Annotated in this window: 21 protein-coding genes; 1 reads left to right on the top strand and 20 read right to left on the bottom strand. The window is 51.8% G+C overall.

The genetic code is table 11. The features are described from left to right. Positions 1-6: 6 nt before the first annotated feature. The 20 genes from eutL to hutW all read right to left on the bottom strand — a co-directional run bounded on the left by eutL (position 7) and on the right by hutW (position 16,070). Positions 7-663: an ethanolamine utilization microcompartment protein EutL gene (eutL, locus tag ABT56_RS05995; RefSeq protein WP_047877958.1), complete on the bottom strand. Its 657-nt coding sequence runs from the start codon at positions 661-663 to the stop codon at positions 7-9. Positions 664-673: 10 nt separating this feature from the next. Next, entirely contained in the window at positions 674-1,564 is an 891-nt protein-coding gene (gene eutC, locus ABT56_RS05990) for an ethanolamine ammonia-lyase subunit EutC (RefSeq protein WP_047877957.1), read from the bottom strand. Between the two features lie 15 nt (positions 1,565-1,579). Continuing rightward, the gene (locus ABT56_RS05985) at positions 1,580-2,944 is read right to left on the bottom strand and encodes an ethanolamine ammonia-lyase subunit EutB (RefSeq protein WP_047877956.1); all 1,365 of its coding nucleotides are present in this window, start codon (positions 2,942-2,944) and stop codon (positions 1,580-1,582) included. Positions 2,945-2,958: 14 nt separating this feature from the next. After that, on the bottom strand, positions 2,959-4,380 hold the full coding sequence (locus ABT56_RS05980) for an ethanolamine ammonia-lyase reactivating factor EutA (protein ID WP_047877955.1): 1,422 nt from the start codon (positions 4,378-4,380) through the stop codon (positions 2,959-2,961). Then, positions 4,380-5,618: an iron-containing alcohol dehydrogenase gene (locus ABT56_RS05975; RefSeq protein ID WP_053062386.1), complete on the bottom strand. Its 1,239-nt coding sequence runs from the start codon at positions 5,616-5,618 to the stop codon at positions 4,380-4,382. Before ABT56_RS05975 ends, ABT56_RS05980 begins: the two co-directional genes overlap by 1 nt. After that, positions 5,618-6,451: an ethanolamine utilization protein EutJ gene (eutJ, locus tag ABT56_RS05970; RefSeq protein ID WP_053062385.1), complete on the bottom strand. Its 834-nt coding sequence runs from the start codon at positions 6,449-6,451 to the stop codon at positions 5,618-5,620. The genes ABT56_RS05975 and eutJ overlap by 1 nt, the downstream gene beginning before the upstream one ends. A gap of 3 nt (positions 6,452-6,454) precedes the next feature. Next, complete coding sequence (locus ABT56_RS05965; RefSeq protein WP_047877954.1) at positions 6,455-7,867, bottom strand: aldehyde dehydrogenase family protein; 1,413 nt, start codon at positions 7,865-7,867, stop codon at positions 6,455-6,457. A gap of 60 nt (positions 7,868-7,927) precedes the next feature. After that, complete coding sequence (locus tag ABT56_RS05960; RefSeq protein ID WP_047877953.1) at positions 7,928-8,227, bottom strand: EutN/CcmL family microcompartment protein; 300 nt, start codon at positions 8,225-8,227, stop codon at positions 7,928-7,930. A 45-nt stretch (positions 8,228-8,272) separates the two neighbouring features. After that, complete coding sequence (eutM, locus tag ABT56_RS05955; RefSeq protein ID WP_047877952.1) at positions 8,273-8,548, bottom strand: ethanolamine utilization microcompartment protein EutM; 276 nt, start codon at positions 8,546-8,548, stop codon at positions 8,273-8,275. Positions 8,549-8,558: 10 nt separating this feature from the next. After that, positions 8,559-8,876: an ethanolamine utilization microcompartment protein EutM gene (gene eutM, locus ABT56_RS05950; RefSeq protein WP_047877951.1), complete on the bottom strand. Its 318-nt coding sequence runs from the start codon at positions 8,874-8,876 to the stop codon at positions 8,559-8,561. Between the two features lie 10 nt (positions 8,877-8,886). Then, complete coding sequence (gene pta / locus ABT56_RS05945; protein WP_047877950.1) at positions 8,887-9,888, bottom strand: phosphate acetyltransferase; 1,002 nt, start codon at positions 9,886-9,888, stop codon at positions 8,887-8,889. Beyond that, on the bottom strand, positions 9,875-10,705 hold the full coding sequence (gene eutT, locus ABT56_RS05940) for an ethanolamine utilization cob(I)yrinic acid a,c-diamide adenosyltransferase EutT (protein ID WP_047877949.1): 831 nt from the start codon (positions 10,703-10,705) through the stop codon (positions 9,875-9,877). Before eutT ends, pta begins: the two co-directional genes overlap by 14 nt. A 1-nt stretch (position 10,706) precedes the next feature. Next, positions 10,707-11,420, bottom strand: coding sequence for an ethanolamine utilization acetate kinase EutQ (gene eutQ / locus ABT56_RS05935; protein ID WP_047877948.1), 714 nt, complete (start codon positions 11,418-11,420; stop codon positions 10,707-10,709). A 29-nt stretch (positions 11,421-11,449) separates the two neighbouring features. Continuing rightward, positions 11,450-11,920 (bottom strand): EutP/PduV family microcompartment system protein, encoded by a 471-nt coding sequence (locus ABT56_RS05930; protein WP_053062384.1) that lies wholly within the window; start codon positions 11,918-11,920, stop codon positions 11,450-11,452. Positions 11,921-11,928: 8 nt separating this feature from the next. Next, on the bottom strand, positions 11,929-12,279 hold the full coding sequence (gene eutS / locus ABT56_RS05925; RefSeq protein ID WP_047877947.1) for an ethanolamine utilization microcompartment protein EutS: 351 nt from the start codon (positions 12,277-12,279) through the stop codon (positions 11,929-11,931). 334 nt (positions 12,280-12,613) lie between these two features. After that, the gene (locus ABT56_RS23855) at positions 12,614-12,778 is read right to left on the bottom strand and encodes a hypothetical protein (protein ID WP_157037784.1); all 165 of its coding nucleotides are present in this window, start codon (positions 12,776-12,778) and stop codon (positions 12,614-12,616) included. A 174-nt stretch (positions 12,779-12,952) separates the two neighbouring features. Further along, on the bottom strand, positions 12,953-13,348 hold the full coding sequence (locus ABT56_RS05920) for a hypothetical protein (RefSeq protein WP_047877946.1): 396 nt from the start codon (positions 13,346-13,348) through the stop codon (positions 12,953-12,955). Positions 13,349-13,550: 202 nt separating this feature from the next. Next, positions 13,551-14,108 (bottom strand): heme utilization protein HutZ, encoded by a 558-nt coding sequence (gene hutZ / locus ABT56_RS05915; RefSeq protein ID WP_047877945.1) that lies wholly within the window; start codon positions 14,106-14,108, stop codon positions 13,551-13,553. Positions 14,109-14,135: 27 nt separating this feature from the next. Next, complete coding sequence (hutX, locus tag ABT56_RS05910) at positions 14,136-14,657, bottom strand: heme utilization cystosolic carrier protein HutX (protein WP_047877944.1); 522 nt, start codon at positions 14,655-14,657, stop codon at positions 14,136-14,138. 60 nt (positions 14,658-14,717) lie between these two features. Beyond that, positions 14,718-16,070 (bottom strand): heme anaerobic degradation radical SAM methyltransferase ChuW/HutW, encoded by a 1,353-nt coding sequence (gene hutW / locus ABT56_RS05905; RefSeq protein WP_047877943.1) that lies wholly within the window; start codon positions 16,068-16,070, stop codon positions 14,718-14,720. Positions 16,071-16,488: 418 nt separating this feature from the next. On the opposite strand from hutW, the gene ABT56_RS05900 reads away from it, so the two are divergent. After that, the gene (locus ABT56_RS05900) at positions 16,489-17,223 is read left to right on the top strand and encodes an energy transducer TonB (RefSeq protein ID WP_047878149.1); all 735 of its coding nucleotides are present in this window, start codon (positions 16,489-16,491) and stop codon (positions 17,221-17,223) included. Position 17,224 lies beyond the last annotated feature (1 nt).

Here is a 17,224-nt window from a genome sequence, read left to right as displayed (position 1 = left end):
CCCTTATTAACGACCGATTGGCTGACGCGCGACATCAAGGACAGCAGCCTGGAACGCCTCGCAAGCAGCACGGCATGCTGCCTGTGAGCCCGTCAAGTGACCACCACCGAAGTTGGTCTCAGATGGCGGAGCAAACAAGTTCACGAGTTTGACATCCGCGGCCTTCAGGGCGGCATCAATACCGAACATCGCCTCAAGCGGTGGCGCGATCAAATACGCCAATGCTTCGCCCTGCTCGACACCTGCCTCAGCAGACAAATATGTACCAGTGGAAGAAACCAAATGGGCAAAAAACGCAATATCCCCGTTCTCATCGGCGCACTGGAAACCCGCTTCGTCTTCGATAAAGGCTTTGGCCCTTTCCAGCCCGGCAATCACATCTGCTGGACAAGCAGCGGCCAGAATACCGATTACCTCACCAGAGGTTGGGCCCGATGAATGGGCTGCCCCAGCGTAAAATGAACGGGCATAGACCACGTCCACATTGGCAGCCTTGGTGGCTTCGTCCAAGGCGCAATATGTCACATCATCACAGTCGGCCGTGATCAGGCCGATACTGTTATGATGCGGCTGAAGCCCCAATTTTTCCTTATAGACTGGATCGACCGATGCGATAACGCGTGTCGCCAATACCGAAGGTTGGATCTTATCTAAAATCGCCATCGTCCTATCCTTAACGCTTGAGGTTGATGCCACTGGCTTTTTGCGCCAGCATGGTCTTCACTAAATCAACAATCACGGCCGCCGCTTCAACCGGTGGTGTACCACCAGCATGAATATTCGAGATAACCGTACGATCCGACTCCACGGTTTCAGGTGTCGGACGATAAATGGCATAACAGCTCAATGATTCTGACTGGCCCAATCCCGGACGCTCACCGATCAACAGCAGGTTCACTTCGGCATTGAGCAACATACCGATTTCATCTTGAGCCTTAACCCGGCCATAGCGGAGGAAGAATGGCGTCCCTACGTCCAGCCCCGCCTGTTTGAGGCCGTTAAGTAGCGGCGGCAAAATTTCGTCATGGTTTACCGTTACCGCATCAAGGCTCAAACCATCAGAGAGCACAACCTGAACCTGCGGAGCCTGCTTGCATTTAGCCTTGATCAGCTCACGTGCCTCATCATTCAGTTGACGACCCAAGTCAGGGCGAGTCAGGTACTCATCTTTGTCATGAGCGCAGGACTGCACTTCCATCAAGCCACGCTGCTCAAGCCAAGATGATTCCACGTTCTTCAATACGGTATCTTTAGAGCGTGAGTGATCGGCAAGGAAACGCAGTAACGCCGTCGTTCTCGGACGAGGACCGGTACGTCCCGTTCCTACGCGAGCATCAGTCTGAGACATCAAATCCTCAATCACTTTACGCTCGGCAGCATTCTCAATGCCGTTCCACTTTTTGAAGCACTTGTCACCCAGATCTGGCAATGACTCCTGACTGGTTTCCGCCACCGCAGGAACCGCCTCTGTCACAACCTTTGTCACAGCAGCCGGAGTAACCGTTGACTCACCCAGCTGCGCCATTACCGTCGCGACGATATCGCGAATTGCTTGTTCGTTCATTTCAGGCTCGCTCCCTTATTTGAAGAAAATAGATGGGTCGCCCGCCTTAGCGGTAAGACGGCCATTTTCCATGAGTCCCATCGTTTCCATCCACGCTTCGAATTCAGGTGCTGGACGCAGGCGCAACAGCTGGCGAACCGTCGCCGTGTCATGGAAGGAGGTAGTCTGGTAATTGAGCATGATGTCATCGCCCATCGGCATACCGATCACGAAGTTCACCCCGGCAGCCGCCAGTAACGTCAATAGGTTCTCGTTCGAGTTCTGATCGGTATCGGCATGGTTGGTATAGCAAGCATCACAACCCATCGGAATGCCTGAAAGCTTGCCCATGAAATGGTCTTCCAAACCTGCACGGATGATCTGTTGGTGGTTATAGAGGTACTCAGGGCCAATAAAGCCGACAACGGTATTAACCAAGTGCGGCTTGTAACGGCGAGCCAAGGCATAGCAACGTGCCTCCATTGTCATTTGGTCGGCACCGTGGTGGGCGTTTGCGGAGAGCTCAGAGCCCTGCCCGGTTTCAAAATACATCACGTTATTGCCAGCCAGCTGACAATACTGCTTACCGATCTCATAGGCTTCATCAAGCATATCGACCGATACGCCAAATTCAGACAGGCCCTTTTCAGAGCCGGCAATACTCTGGAACAACAAGCCGCCAGGTGCACCACGGCGTACCGCTTCCATCTGAGTGGTAATGTGTGCCAAGACACAAGGCTGGGTTGGGATCTGCCACTTATCGATCACCTCTTGCAATGCAAGCAGCATCTGGGTGGTGTTTTCCACACTATCGGTCACAGGGTTGATACCAATCACAGCATCACCGCAACCGTAAGACAGACCTTCGAATGTTTGCGCAAGAATAGAGCTCACATTGTCACGGGTATCGTTCGGCTGGAGACGGCAGCTGAAGTGCCCCGGCAAACCGACGGTTGAATTTGCCTTGGTCACTACCGGCATCTGACTTGCGCCATACATCAAGTCACCGTTCGAACACAGCTTGGCTACCGCAGACACCATCTCGGCGGTTAAGCCTTTGCGCAGACGTTCAGTATCCTCGTTGGTCTTGCTATCAGACAGGATATATTCGCGCAGCTCACTTACCGTCCAGTTTTTAATCCGCTCGAATGTCGCGCGGTTGAGGCTGTCCTGGTTGATTCGAGTGATCAGATCATCCTCGTAGCTGACCACAGGGTTTTCACGCAAATCGTTTAGAGTCAGCTCGGACAAAACATGCTTTGCTGCCACACGCTCTTGGGCTGTTTGCGCAGCCACACCAGCCAGCACATCCCCTGAACGCAGGTCTGATGCCTTGGCAAGGACGTCTTTGACATCCCTGAACTGGTAAGTCTGGCCGAACAAGTGTGTTTTCAACTTCATCTATAACACTCCTTTTAAGACGGGAAGGCGAGAGATTTAACGGTCAGTGGAACGATCTCCCCGCCGAAGTAACTTTTGCCTATATCGATGTAATCCCCCTCGCGGGTAATCACCTCATCAATCACACTCACTGGCTGCGGAGCCAGTTGTGGCTGCAACTCCATCCCCAGCGCTTTGCCGATATCGTTGTGAACGATAACGAAAGCCGGGTCATGGTGATTGCCATGGTTCTGGTAAAATCGGGCTAACTCTTGGGCGACATGCTGGACAGCAGCATAGGTCACGGGCATTCCGCCATCGATGGCAACGGCATAACGGTCAATCCCCAATGCCAAATCCATCCGCTCTCCCGCCAAGCAAATCGCCTCACAAAGCGCTGGGCTAGATACGCTCCAGTCAATAGCGGGATGGATAACGGGAATATTCTTAATCGGCAATTCGGCCGAATTCAGCCAGATCGTGGCACCTGACAGGCTCAGCGAATAGGCACCCGCCCCAATCACTGTCGCCCTTACCGTTTGGGACGGGGGCTGAACAGGCGAAGCGGCCATTGATGGATTGCGCTGCAATGCTTGGGCCAGTGCAGGGCCAACATCACCATACAAGGTTGCGGTTACAGGCGGGCGGTAATAGCACTCGCCGACGCCGCCACTCAAATACACAGCATCTATATTGGCAAGATCCGACATCGCCGGAGTTTGCAGCAGTTGAACAGCCAGTGGGGACAACTCGCCCAGCATCACTTCGACGATTAACTCCGCCATGCGATCAACTACCCGCTTAAGGTGATCCTGCGTTACCTGCCGTGGATGCAAAGCCTCGCCGAATAACGACTTAATGACGGCCAAGGCGGGCTTGTGCAAATAAGCGACATTGCCTTCCTGATCCAACTCGACCAAGCGACCACCAATATTCAGACACGCCGTCTCTACCACTCGGCCGCAGTCAAACACCACATAGTTCGAGGTGCCCCCACCGATATCGATGTTCATTATTCTCTGGTGCTGCTGCGCCGAGCGCTCCTGCGCACCGCTGCCCCGGCCCGCAATAACAGATTCAAGGTTGGGGCCAGCAGTCGCGACAACAAAATCCCCAAGCTGCTGGGAAAGATCGAGCAGCGCGGTTCTTGCGTTATGGGCCTTGGCTGTCTCACCAGTAATGATAATCGCACCGGTCTCTACGCCTTCGGCAGCCAGACCGGCTTGCTGGATCTGCTGCTCGATAAACTGACGCACAGCCTGGGCATCCAGCGTGCCCTGATAATTGATCGGGGTGAACTCAACGGGACTCTGGTAGGTAATTTCCCGCTCGACAAATTCATAAACAGGAACCTGTGATGCAGGGGCACGGTTAACCACGGTCAGATCTGAGAAAATCACCTGAGTCGTCGTGGTACCGATATCGATCCCCACACTATGGATAGTTTTGCGCTCCATCAGCAGTACCCCGCTGGCAACTCACCGGCGATAACCTGCTTGAGCAAACTCTCAATTTGCGCCAGTTCAACCTGACGCGGGTTACCAACCAGACAGATATCCTTCATTGCCTGCTCTGCCAATTGCGGCAAATCGCGTTCAACGATACCGATATCGGCAAAATTGGTCGGCAAACCGAGATCGAGCACCAATTGGCGAACTGCCAATACCGATGCCCGACACTTTTCACGGGTTGTCATCCCCTCGCGCGCAACACCCAGCGCCTGTGCCAATTCTGCGTAATCCGCCTCGCAACTCAAGGCATTGAATGCCATCACGTAAGGCAACAGCACGGCATTGGCAACCCCGTGGGCAATGTGATAACGCGCGCCTACCTGATGGGCTATTGCATGGGTTAATCCCAACCCGGCATTACTAAATGCCAACCCAGCTTTGTAGGCAGCAACGGCCATCTCATAGCGACGGTCAAGATCGTGTCCATAACCTACGGCAACCGGCAAAGCCTGAACCAAGGTTTCAACCGCATGGTAAGCGTATGCGCGAGACAGCAAATTAGCATTTCGCGATACATAGGCCTCAACGGCATGAGTCAAGGTGTCGATACCTGTTGCTGCGGTTATGCTGGCCGGCACATCCAACATCAGCGCCGGATCAAGCAGGGCCAAATCAGGGACCAGCGCAGGCCCTTTCACCGGTACTTTGATCCCGGTTTCAACTTCTTTGATAACGGTAATATCGGTGACTTCCGAACCCGTACCGGCGGTAGTAGGAATCGCCCCTAGCCCAACATGACGAGAAGCCAGCCCACCGACCTTAAATACAGAGATCAGGCCGTCATAGTCCCCCAAGACGGCAATAGCCTTCGCGGCATCCAATGCCGAACCGCCACCGATTCCCACCACAAAATCCGCCCCGCATGCCAGCAATTGCTGTTGACCGCGACGGATCAACTGACTATCGGGTTCGCCCTCGACATCGCTGAACAGCGTCAGCGACAACCCAGACAAGGCGATAGACTGCTCGCAACCACGCGTCAGCCCTAATTGGTGAACCAAACGATCAGCGACTAAAAAGACATGGCTTGCCCCAAGATCCTTGAGCACCGTTCCCAATTGGTGGATGGCATTCCCTCCGCATACCGTCACGGCTGGCGAACGGAAGGTAAATCCCCGGTATGGCTGGCTTTGAAGCAAGGTTTGCTGAACAATATGAGCGATTTCGGCAGTGGGAATGGTCATCACTTATCTCCTTTCCCTGACAGGCCATAACTGGCTATCGCCAGCGGCGTAAGGTAAAGCGCCTTGGACAATTCAACGATAGTGATATGCGGGAAGGCACGGCGGAATACATCACTAAATCCAGCGATAAGCGTTCCGCCCCCGGTCAAATAGATATTGCTAGGTTGATGGGCCTGAATATGGCCGGCTACGATATCTGCCATCTTTTCGACAACAGGCTTGGCCATCGCGGCAACCATCGGATCATCCTGACTGCAGCGCTTATGCTGCTCCGCCTCTTCAATGGAGACCCCAAGCCCACCCGCTATCGTCAGGCTGACATGGCGACCACCGGATGGCTCATCTTCTGATGCCACCAGTTGGCCCTCAGCGATAATGGCTGTACCGGTCGTACCGCCACCGACATCAACAACCGCCCCATCGGTAATTTCCAGCAATGCCGCTACGCTACACGGCTCATCAACGACATCGCTCACTTCAATGCCTGCCGACTCGACGACATTGATCGATATTCTTGGATCGGTACCCGGCGGATATGAGGTCACGGCCCTCTCGACCGTGACACCCAACTTACGCTCAACCTTGGCCAGTTGCTCGCGAACCAACCGGCAAGCCCCTACGTAATCGACAACGACCCCGTCACGGACCACATCCGCCCAATCGAGGAATGCGGCAATCGGCTCGCCATCACCGTCTACGACAACCGTCTGGATATCAGCGGTGCCTAAATCGATCCCGACCTGCCACTTTTCCGGAGCGGAAACAGCGGTTTCGTCATTCACAATCTCATCAATCACAAGCAGGCGGCGGTTAGTTACTTCGAGAACATCCATGGTTTATACAATCCTAAATGCATCCACTGCCGTACAACGGCGTTTTCGGGTAAATGTCAATGCGTTGGTCACGCCCTCGCCGGTAGGCGTCGAGATCGTCATCGTGGTCCAGCCTTCACCGCCGGCCCCGATAGCCGCAATAGCCGGGCCATTTTTAGCCAGCAGGCTACAATCCATCTCATAAGCCATACGGGTCAGCACATCGATGTTTTTGGAGTGGATCGCCGCGGTATGTCGGTTCCCCTTTTCCAAATCCACCGCCCAATCAATGGCCTGATCGGCATTGTCAGCACGGATCAACGGAATGATCGGCATCATCTGCTCTGTAACGGCAAACACATGTGACTTATCGGCATCAAATACCAACAATCGGGTATCAGCCGGCACATCAATACCTGCCGCAGCAGCAATCTTGGCTGCATCCCTGCCGACCCATTGCGGGTTGGCGGTAGGATGATCGCCCGGATAACCTTTGAGGACGATTTTGGCTATCGCCTCAGCCTGCTCAGGAGTGATTTCGGCAGCGCCATTGCGACACATCTCAGCCTTCAACTGATCGGCGATACTACGCACCGCGATAATTTCTTTCTCAGTCGCACAAACGATGTTGTTATCGAATGAGGCCCCTTGAACAATTGAAATCGCGGCTCGTTTCAGGTCTGCGGTTTCATCAACCACGGCAGGCGGGTTACCCGGCCCAGCTGCAATAAGTCGCTTGTCCGTTACCTTGCGAGCTGCCTCGACAACAGCATCACCACCCGTCACCACCAATAAGCCGATTCCCGGGTAAGTAAACAGTGCCTGCGCATTTTCCAGCGACGGCTCTGCTACCGTCGTACACAAGTTGGCAGGGCCACCCGCTTCCACCACCGCACGGTTCACCAGCTGTATCGCATACTGTGATACCTTCTTGGCGGCAGGATGAGGGGCAAACACCACCGCATTGCCAGCTGCGATCATACTGATAGCATTGTTGATCACCGTACATGACGGGTTGGTACTCGGGGTCACAGATGCAATTACCCCCCAAGGCGCATTCTCCATCAAGCTCATCCCGGCATCGCCAGAAACCGCCTGCGGTGCCAGTATTTCCGTTCCCGGTGTCCGGTGAGCCACCAGCAGGTGCTTGGCAATCTTGTCTTCCACCCGACCGAATCCCGTTTCGGCAACGGCCATCTCAGAAAGCTCGCGGGCATGCTTTTTAGCCATCCGGCGCAACGCTAAAATGATCTCGTCCCGAAGAGCAATTGAGCGAATCTGACGCTGGGCCTCTTTCGCCGCGGCTACCGCCCCATCAAGGGTCGGGAACACGCCATCTTCGCCACTCTGCGGGCTGCTGCCAGCCGTGTTGACACCACCAGCTTGCAGCTGGATAACAACACGCCTGACAATTTCTTCTAACTGCATTTGATCCATTACGAACCTCTCGCGCAACCTCAAAGCCATCTACGCAAGTTCAGTGATACCTCACGGCGTCTAATTGAACTTGTTGTATAACCGCTCGTCGGCTGCCATTACCTCATCAATAATGCCGACCACACAGAGATCGACCGGACACTCGCTCGAACCACCGCTGTATGCCGTCCGGGCAGAGCTACCTGCCACAACCATCACCCACTCGCCTTCACCAGCCCCGAGCTGATCCATCGCGATATGAAGATCACCATTGGTCTGTCCATTACGGTCAATAAACTCAACCAGACAGAGCTTGTCCATCCTCATGCCTGGACTGCGAACCGTGGCAATAACATGGCCTATGACTCGTGCAATACGCATCCGTATACCTCGTATCCGCCCCCGGGGCTTCCCCGGGGCAACGGCTTAGTTAGCTTTGATCGGGAACACTTTTTCCAAATCAGGATGAGGTCGAGGGATTACATGAACCGCCACCAGCTCACCCAGACGCTGAGCGACAACCGAACCAGCATCCGTTGCAGCTTTGCATGAAGCAACGTCACCGCGAATGAGTGCTGTTACATAACCAGAACCAATTTGCTGATAACCAACAAGCTCAACGCGTGCAGCTTTGACCATGGCGTCAGAGGCTTCGATCAAGGCTGTCAGCCCTTTGGTTTCCAAAATTCCTAATGCGTCCATGAGACAATCCTTACTTAGTGGTATTAGTACGAGGCTTGGCAGCCGCTTTTTCTTCTTCAGGTGTGATCGGGAAGATCGCTTCCAAATCACCGTGCGGACGAGGGATCACATGAACTGCAACCACTTCGCCAAGGCGCTGAGCCGCAGCGGCACCCGCATCGGTTGCAGCCTTACACGCCGCAACATCACCGCGAACCATGGCCGAAACGATGCCCGAGCCGATTTGCTTGTAACCCACTAACTGCACACGAGCAGCCTTGACCATTGCATCAGATGCTTCAATCAGTGCCGTCAGTCCTTTTGTTTCAATGATGCCTAACGCTTCCATTATCTATTCCTCAACTGTTACCGTTAGTGAAAGGGGATGTGCAAAGGCTCGAAGCCAACACCGATATATCGATGATGTCATTGGCACTGCAGCCCCGAGATAAATCATGTACAGGCTTGGCCAGTCCTTGGAGCATGGGACCAAGCGCTAGATACCCCCCCAAACGCTGGGCGACCTTGTAGGCAATATTGCCTGCGTTCAGAGAAGGAAAAATAAACACATTTGCCCGTCCGCCCAGTGGGCTGTCTGGCATTTTCTGCGCTGCTATCGCCGGAACGAACGCAGCATCGAATTGAACTTCACCATCAATAATCAGCCCGGGCTCTCGCTCTCGAACCAAAGCTGTCGCCTCGCTCATCTTGCTTACCGTCGGATGGCTGGCACTCCCCTTGGTTGAGAAGGACAACATCGCAACCCGTGGCTCGTTGCCGGTCAGCTGACGATAATTGCGGGCAGTATCAATGGCGATGTCGGCAAGCTGCTCAGTGGTAGGCAGTGGGATCACGCCGGCATCTGAGAACGCATGAACCTCTTGACCATCCGGCGAGAGCATCATGAAAAAACTCGACACCGTTTGCGACGTAGGAGCTACCCCTACCCCGCGAATGGCGGCACGGATCACATCACCGGTTGTAGACAGGTTGCCGGCAACGCAGATATCGGCATATCCCTGATCAACCATCATCATCGCGAAATCCAGCGGCTTTATCAGTCGCTGGCGAGCTTCTGCTGCCTCGATAGGTTTACGCTGCTTGGCGCAATACGTCGCCACCATCTCGTCAAAGCAACCTGCCGACTGCGGCGCCAGCACGGTCAAGCTCGGCATGGAGATACCACAGTGGTGGGCCAAATCTCGCAAGGCGAACGGGTTTCCCAGTAAGATCGGTTCGGCCAAGCCGCTCTGCTTAAGCTCGTGAGCGGCATGCAGCAGACGAACATCCAGTGCATCAGGGAATACGATACGGCGCGGATTGGCTCGACACTGCTGCCGACATTGCTCAAGCAGGTTCATGGCCCAATCCCTCAAGTACCTGTGATTGACCCCGCTCGCATTGCAGCAGCAAAATCATCACGACGTAGATCGCACTCGACAGGCGATTCAAGCCAGCAACCATATCCTCGCGTTGCACTTGCATCATGCTGTCCATATAGACACTGCAGCTAAGTAGCTCGAGTTCACGTACCATCGCCCGCAGGTAGTTCATCCGCGCAACATTTGGACCAAACGTCACATCTGGCAGAAGATGATCATGGCCAAGATACTTCAAGGGCTGATGCGACCAACGGTGAACTTGCTCGGACGAATACTCCCCGAGCGCTGGCAACGGCAATTCGGCACCGGTCACCTCACATTGGAGGACCTGACCAAGATAGGAGCGAATATCGGCAATAAAACCACTCAGTGTTGAGGGACCCCCGGTTATCTCGCTTTGCAGCAGCACGCAATAGCAAATACAGCTATCCAGCTTACCGCGCAGTGTGATCCTCGGATGCGTCTTGGGCACCAGCGTAGTGTCATCGAGATGGGTCAGCAGCGCTGGCTTACTTGTAAGCTCAGAGTGGCACAGCATGCAGCCGTTCTTGGGGCGCACATTGTTGTTCTTGAGCGGATGGACGCTCTCCCACTGGCCACCCTTGTCACTCTCAACAAAGATCTGGCCATCCTCGTTACGCCAACGAACGGTGATATGCTTATCACTGAGCAGTTGGCTTGCCGCAGGTGTAAACCGAGTCCCGGGAGCAAAAAACAATTCCCCGCCGTCGCGCAAACCAGCGTGCTCTCTGAGATCAGCTTCGGTAATAAAGATCGGCGTGTTGTTCTGTGACATATCAGGCCCACTCAGCCGGATAAGTGATGTAGACATAGCGCACATTGGTCGGCGTACCGAACTCTACGGTGCTGCCCTTAGGAATGAAGACGACATCACCCGCCTTGCCGACAGTTGTACCCGATGCCGTTTTGACATGCAGTTCCCCTTCCAGCACGACATTGACCTCGTCGTAACACAGGGTCCACGGGAAGAAAGCATTCTCCCAGCCCATGTAGCCCACACCCATATTGCTATTTTCCTGGGTCCCTAACACATCTGTCAGGCCGATATTCTTACCGGGAGCACCATCAAATACGCCAAGCTGAACAGCATTACCTCGAACCAAGACAATACCGTCGTCGTTGATCTGACGAGGCAAAGCAGGATTACGCTTTTCAAAATCACTTAATGCCTGAGCAATCAGCGCCTTGATAAGCGCACTCTTATCGCCATCCACTGCCGGTAGCTTGGATTCGACTTCCTTTTGAATTTCTGCTGCCAACGAGTTAGGGCATACAGGCGCAGGTGCAGCAACAACATCTGCCACACTCGGTGCAGGTGCCGGGCTAACGGTTGCGGAGGCCGGTTCAGCATCAAGAAGTTCGATACCTTCTACGCCAGCAACATCACGAGCTTCTGGCGTGACAATAAAAGCGTGAGCAGGAACGACCAAGTAGTGCCTTTTCTCGGCTTTGGCCTTTCTCACATCCGCGGCTGAAATTAGTGTTTTCATTACTGCATTCCTCGGAAAGATGAACGGAATCAGACCCGAACCTCGGGTTGAAGGGTGATCAGATATTCGAACAAGCGTGCGATTGAATCAGGGTCATGGATTGAGGTTTCTAGATAAGGCCCTTTAATGCCATTTTGCTGGAGCAAAGAAGCGGCTCGCGAGGTATCCGAATCCGTTTCGTCAACCTTGCTAATAACCCCTACGACCTGCTTGTTAGGATAAACGTGCAGTAACCCGCTCGGTGCCGAGAATCTCTTGGCATTCGCTGGCTGGAGTACAACAATCGTTTTTACAGCCGCGATAGTTGAAAGCAGTGCGCCGTTCCATGATCGGTTTTCAATAAACTCTCCCGGCGTGTCGATAACTTGCCCGGGATAAAATATCGGAGCTTGGGTCTTCCCTGTTTCTGCCTGCTGGTCAATAAGCATATTTATTAATGCCGATTTTCCGGCATCAACTTCACCAACAAAAGCAATATGACGCAGCGCTGTATTATCCATAATTAATATTAGGTTCTTGTAAGGTCGCAGGTATTATAAGAAAGGGATTGGCCTAGCACGTTAATTACCGTTTTCAATGATTCCTCTACCGCAGCAACACTGCCAGTTATAACCAAGGCACCTGAAAAACGGTCTAGAAAGCCAATATTTACATCAGCAGCTTTTGTTGCTATATCACCAGCAATAATGGAAGTTTCACCTGGTGTCAGCGTTAATATGCCAATAGCACCACGGCTTTCCACGCCGACTCGCTCGCACAACTCCAAAGTAGGATTAGCAACTAAATGTGCCAGTGTAACCTGCTTACCCGGCACAAACTCTTGAATAATACGTTCTTTACCAGAACTTAAATCTAGCATGGGCGTTATTTCTTTAGACTTGTTTTATCCCGAATTTATCGATAAAAATTCAACATGTACGTATTACAAGTCACACTTCCCAATACTAAATGTTTTTCATGACCATAATTTTCAATGAATTATGATCAGCATCACCCTATTTAAATAAAAGCAGATTGCAGCGCCTAATAATAAACTTATAGAACTCACACATTAATGCAAAATGACAAATAACTCTTATATTATTTAGAGAACCGTAATAATTACGGATCAAAACAAATAATTAACACCGTGTTTAGTGTTAATTATTTTAAAGATAAAAATAAATAGCGGCAATGATGACAATTAATAGTATTTATTCTTCTAGTCGGTCTGACAGGCTTATCCCCATTTGTTCTGCGACCTCTGCCCAATAAGGTTCGGCCTCACAAATGCAGCAATCGCACCACGGGGCTATCCCCTCGTGCATACTCATCGGTTGTTTAGTCTCTTCCCGTTTACAATCTGTATCGTGACTCATAACCCCTCCTCGTACGTCAAGGCCAAAGCCTCAACCTTAAAGATAGCCCAGCCCCTGGCAGGTCGCTTCCCCTTGCCCCAATACAAACGATAGGCACAGACAATAACTACAGAGGCAAACGACAGGCACAAAAAAGCCCGGATAATAATCCGGGCTTTTTCTCAATAACCTGACTTACAGGGCAATCGGCTTGTTTTGGCTCAGCAGGCGCATACCTCGGATATGCTGGATAACCCACTTCACAATCGCCAGACAGGCGATAACGACACCCACAACAGGAATACCTTTAAGGAGGGTATCCCATACGCTGCTATGTACCCAGTACTCTGCACCCGCAACCATACCGGTCATGGTTGCAGCCGTTACACCCAGCACGACAAAGAAGGTGAAGAACAAAAAGAACGTGCGGATAATAGTGTAGTAATGCGTGTAACTTACCTCGTCAGTACCTTTGTTAAGCTGGTACGCTGAATAAATCACGGCCACAATACCTGAGAGCAAAAGAGTTACCGGCGTTAGTGCGCTGGCAATGTAAGCAAAGCGAACACCCTGTTTATTATTAGTCGACATAGCTGTGCCTTATATCTTGGAGTAATGCCTTAATTATCACACGGATTTCACGACCTTCAAGCTCCGTAAAAAGAGACGATGATCACGATCAAGGCAATCCGTAATTCACCGTTATAATCCCCTATAACGACGACAGCCCAAGCACAAGGCTTGGGCTGGTTGTTTACAATTACTCCAGATCACTTGAGGATCTAGAGGCAAATCAAAGTTCTTCGCTTGGCGTTGTCACTTCACTGCCATCTTTGATACGGCGGTGCCCCTCTTGCAAGTGGACAAAATCAACCAGATCGTCACCACCGACTTGAAACGCCTGACCGAACCCTTTCACGAACAATCCTTGAGTCGGTTCCAACCGGAAAAGAACAAAGTCTTCCAATCCGCTCAGTCCGTCCACAATCTCGCCAAATCGCATCTTCAATTCAGCAATCGCGGCAAGCCATTTATCCGAGCCGCGCTCGACAACGGCAACATTCGCTTCGAAAGTCAGACGCTTTCGTGCATAGATTGTTTTCGAGGCCGACTCATCTTCTATCATCATCAAAGAGACTTGCGGATTATCGAGCAAATTACGGGCGTGCTTGGCAATCTGGCTGATCAGCACATAGTAGCCATCCTCTAACAGAGCAAAAGGCGCATAGCTCACGTTCGGCTTGCCCTCACCGTCAACCGTGGCTAACTGTAATGTCTGGCAGGCTTGACGAAACTCGGCAATCTCAGGCCCCAAACGGCTCTGCAGGCGCTCTTGCTTTACTGAATTCATGTTGACTTTACTCCAATATTTATTTTTTTATTTCGAAAATACAGTCTTAAGCTGCTTAAATTTTTCGATTTGATCAGGGAATAGCTTACGCTGCTTGTCGCGCCCTAAATAGACCTTGAACACGCAGTCACCGCCCTTGGCAAAGAAACCGATAAAATAGCTTTCTTGTCCCATGAACGGTTTGCTGACAAGCGTAATATCAGACACCAGATCGAGGCGAAGGTGCCCATGCAGTTCACCGTCCCTCCCCATGAGGTTGTAATAACCACGGGCTTCTTTTCCTTTGGGGAATGGCGCTTTTACTTCAAAAATAGACCCCATTGAATGAACGATCGTGGTTACAGGCCCCCAGCTTGGCAGCTCTTGCAAGATGGCCTGAGCATGAGCTCCCTCCAGATGTTCTACGAGCTCGGCCGGAAACGACAGTACTATCTCGCCCTCAGTAACACCATATTCTTCCGCCAAAGCAACAGCATGCAAACCCGGATACTCCGCCAGCTTTGCCGCAACCTTTTGTTTTAATACTTCTTGTGAAATCGTCTCAAACACAGTCACACTCCAGGTACTTCAATGATTCAACTTGCCCTAGGAAAAAACCAAGACAAAAAACTATGCGGCATGCTGAGCTGCCGTTACAGGCTGCAACACTTGGATCATAGCCTGCGCCAGATTAACCGCCCAAAAACTCCCAGCCAGTGTCAAAGACAGGTACTCCTGATCAAAAACCACTAGACCATTTTGCTGCCATGCCTTGAACAGCGGCTGGCAATACGCATAAATATCTTTGCCAAAGCGCGCCTTGAGGTGTTCAGCCGAGAGGAAGCCACGATCAAAGCTCGCCTTGATCTCGGCAAACAGCTCTGCCTGTGGCGCTGATTTCGTCATCATGGCAATGGGTAGCTCGTTGGACTTTATTGCCGCAATATAAGCATCCAGCGTCCGATGCTGCATAAATCCGTAACCGCCTACATTACCGCCAGCACCAGCTCCTAGCGGCAATACTTCGGTTGATGTTTTCGCCAAACTGTTGTAAATACTTCGCTCCCGATTGTCCCGGGCCCAATGGTTAACGCTAAGGCGGCGCAGGTGATGGCGGTCCATAAAAGCCACCCCGTATTCAAACATCGAGGCTTTAACAGGTGTCTCGGCTGGCAATGGCAATTTACCTTTCTCAACCAACCCCTGCATCGGCGTTCCCCCCATTTCAATCAGCTGATAGAGGTCAACCCCATGAGCGCCGCTGCTTAGGAAGTCGTCAAGATCTTGCTGCCATACCGTCAAATTCTGATACGGAAGACCAAACAGCAAATCGATAACTATCGGTGCGGCATTCGTAGCACTTAGCGACTGGATACGCGATAGCACATCTTCGCGATCGTCCAAGCGCTTAGCTTTACGCCGTACCTGAGTATCAAAACTCTGCACGCCAAAAGAGAAGCGGTTGAACCCACCCGCAAGGGCCGATTCAAACATACGGTCGTCAAAGCGATTAATCCGCCCCTCAAGGGTAATTTCGCAATCTGTCGTCAATGGGAAATGCGACCGGATCAAGTTGCCAAGCTTCTCAACCTGCTCTGCCGTTAGGTCTGTTGGGGTCCCGCCACCAACATATACCGCCCTGAATGGCGCAGACTGGCTCCATGGCATGGCGGCCTTGCGCTGAATTTCAACTTCTAGTGCAGCAAAATATTCATCGATCAGTTTTTGGCTCGAGGCGTACTGGAAAAAGTTGCAATAGGTACATCTCACCCTGCAAAAAGGAATATGGATATACAGACAGCGCTCTTTTTCAGGTGCTTTTTCTGATGACAACACCTGACACGCCAAGGGCTGACGCTCATCAGGGGAAACCATTGCACTCATACCGCCAGCATGGGCTGAACGTTTGTTGCTGAACGCAAAGCGAAGGGGATCGGGTGAATGGATGCCAGTTACGGCTTCGGTGAGCAATGCCTCAGGCATCGTCTCCTGTAGTGATACGAGATATTGTTCCACGGGTTCCTTGAACTGGTTGTCCCAGCCCTCCAGTCGGCATTCGCCAGTTGATGCTTACTTCAAGGCCAGTATCTAATCTCAACCAAAAAGGTGCTTGAATACTCGGCCCTATTCCGTGTTGAGCACGGCAGTGACGTTACATTTTAATTTATTGCTTTTAAGCATTACCGTCCGTTACGCCACGCAACAGATGATAATCACTCTTATTTGCGGCACATCATAAATACCCGAGAACACTATTGCAAATGATAATTGATATTATTTTCATTTCGTGGATAATAAGCCCAATTCTGGGTTCAGCTACGTTGATGACACGGAACTCAACAACCATTTTCCTCAATGTAGCAATAAGTTAAACGCAAAAATTTGCAAGCTGGATGCGAGCGTGAATACAAAAAGATATGTCATAGCCGGCGCCATTTCGGTCGCCTTTCATGGTGTTTTATTATCCGTTGTCCCTAATACAATGGCCCTTGCTATGCCTATCGGCACAGAAGCCAACAAGGTTTCGCTAAACCTTGTTGCTGTACCAAGCCCGCAACCAAAGCCGACAGCTCAGGTTGAACCTGACACGCAGCCCCAGCAGGTTCCTGAAAAAGAGGCACCGACTGAACGCAAGAAACTTGTTAAGAAAAAACAGGTAGAAGCGCCAAAGACACCTAAGGCCAAACCACGCCCTCCAAAGCCGGTTGAGAAAAAAGTCAAACCGGTCGATAAACAGCCAAAACCCGTTGTTCACAAAAAAACGGTAGAGCCTAAAAAACAATCAGAAAAACACATCGAGGCACCTTCGGTTCCAGCCCAAACCGCAGAGGCGTCATCTGGCGTCAACAATAATCCTCAGCTTGTTAGCAAGCCTACCTTTGCCACCCGCCCTAGTCCGGTCAGCTATCCCAAAATGGCCAAACGACGGGGGATCGAGGGGATGGTAATGGTTGAGGTTTGGATAGATGAAACGGGGAAGCAAATCAAACAAACTCTCGTTCAGTCATCCGGTGCCAACATTCTTGATGACGCCGCTATAAAGGCGATTAAACGCTGGCGTTTTTCATCACATATCGTCGATGGGCAAGCCATTGCCCACCGCGTCCAAATCCCTGTTCGCTTTGAGTTAAATTAAC

The sequence above is a fragment of the Photobacterium aquae genome, from assembly GCF_001029445.1.
Lineage (GTDB): Bacteria > Pseudomonadota > Gammaproteobacteria > Enterobacterales > Vibrionaceae > Photobacterium > Photobacterium aquae.
This window is presented reverse-complemented; position numbering and strand designations above follow the sequence as displayed.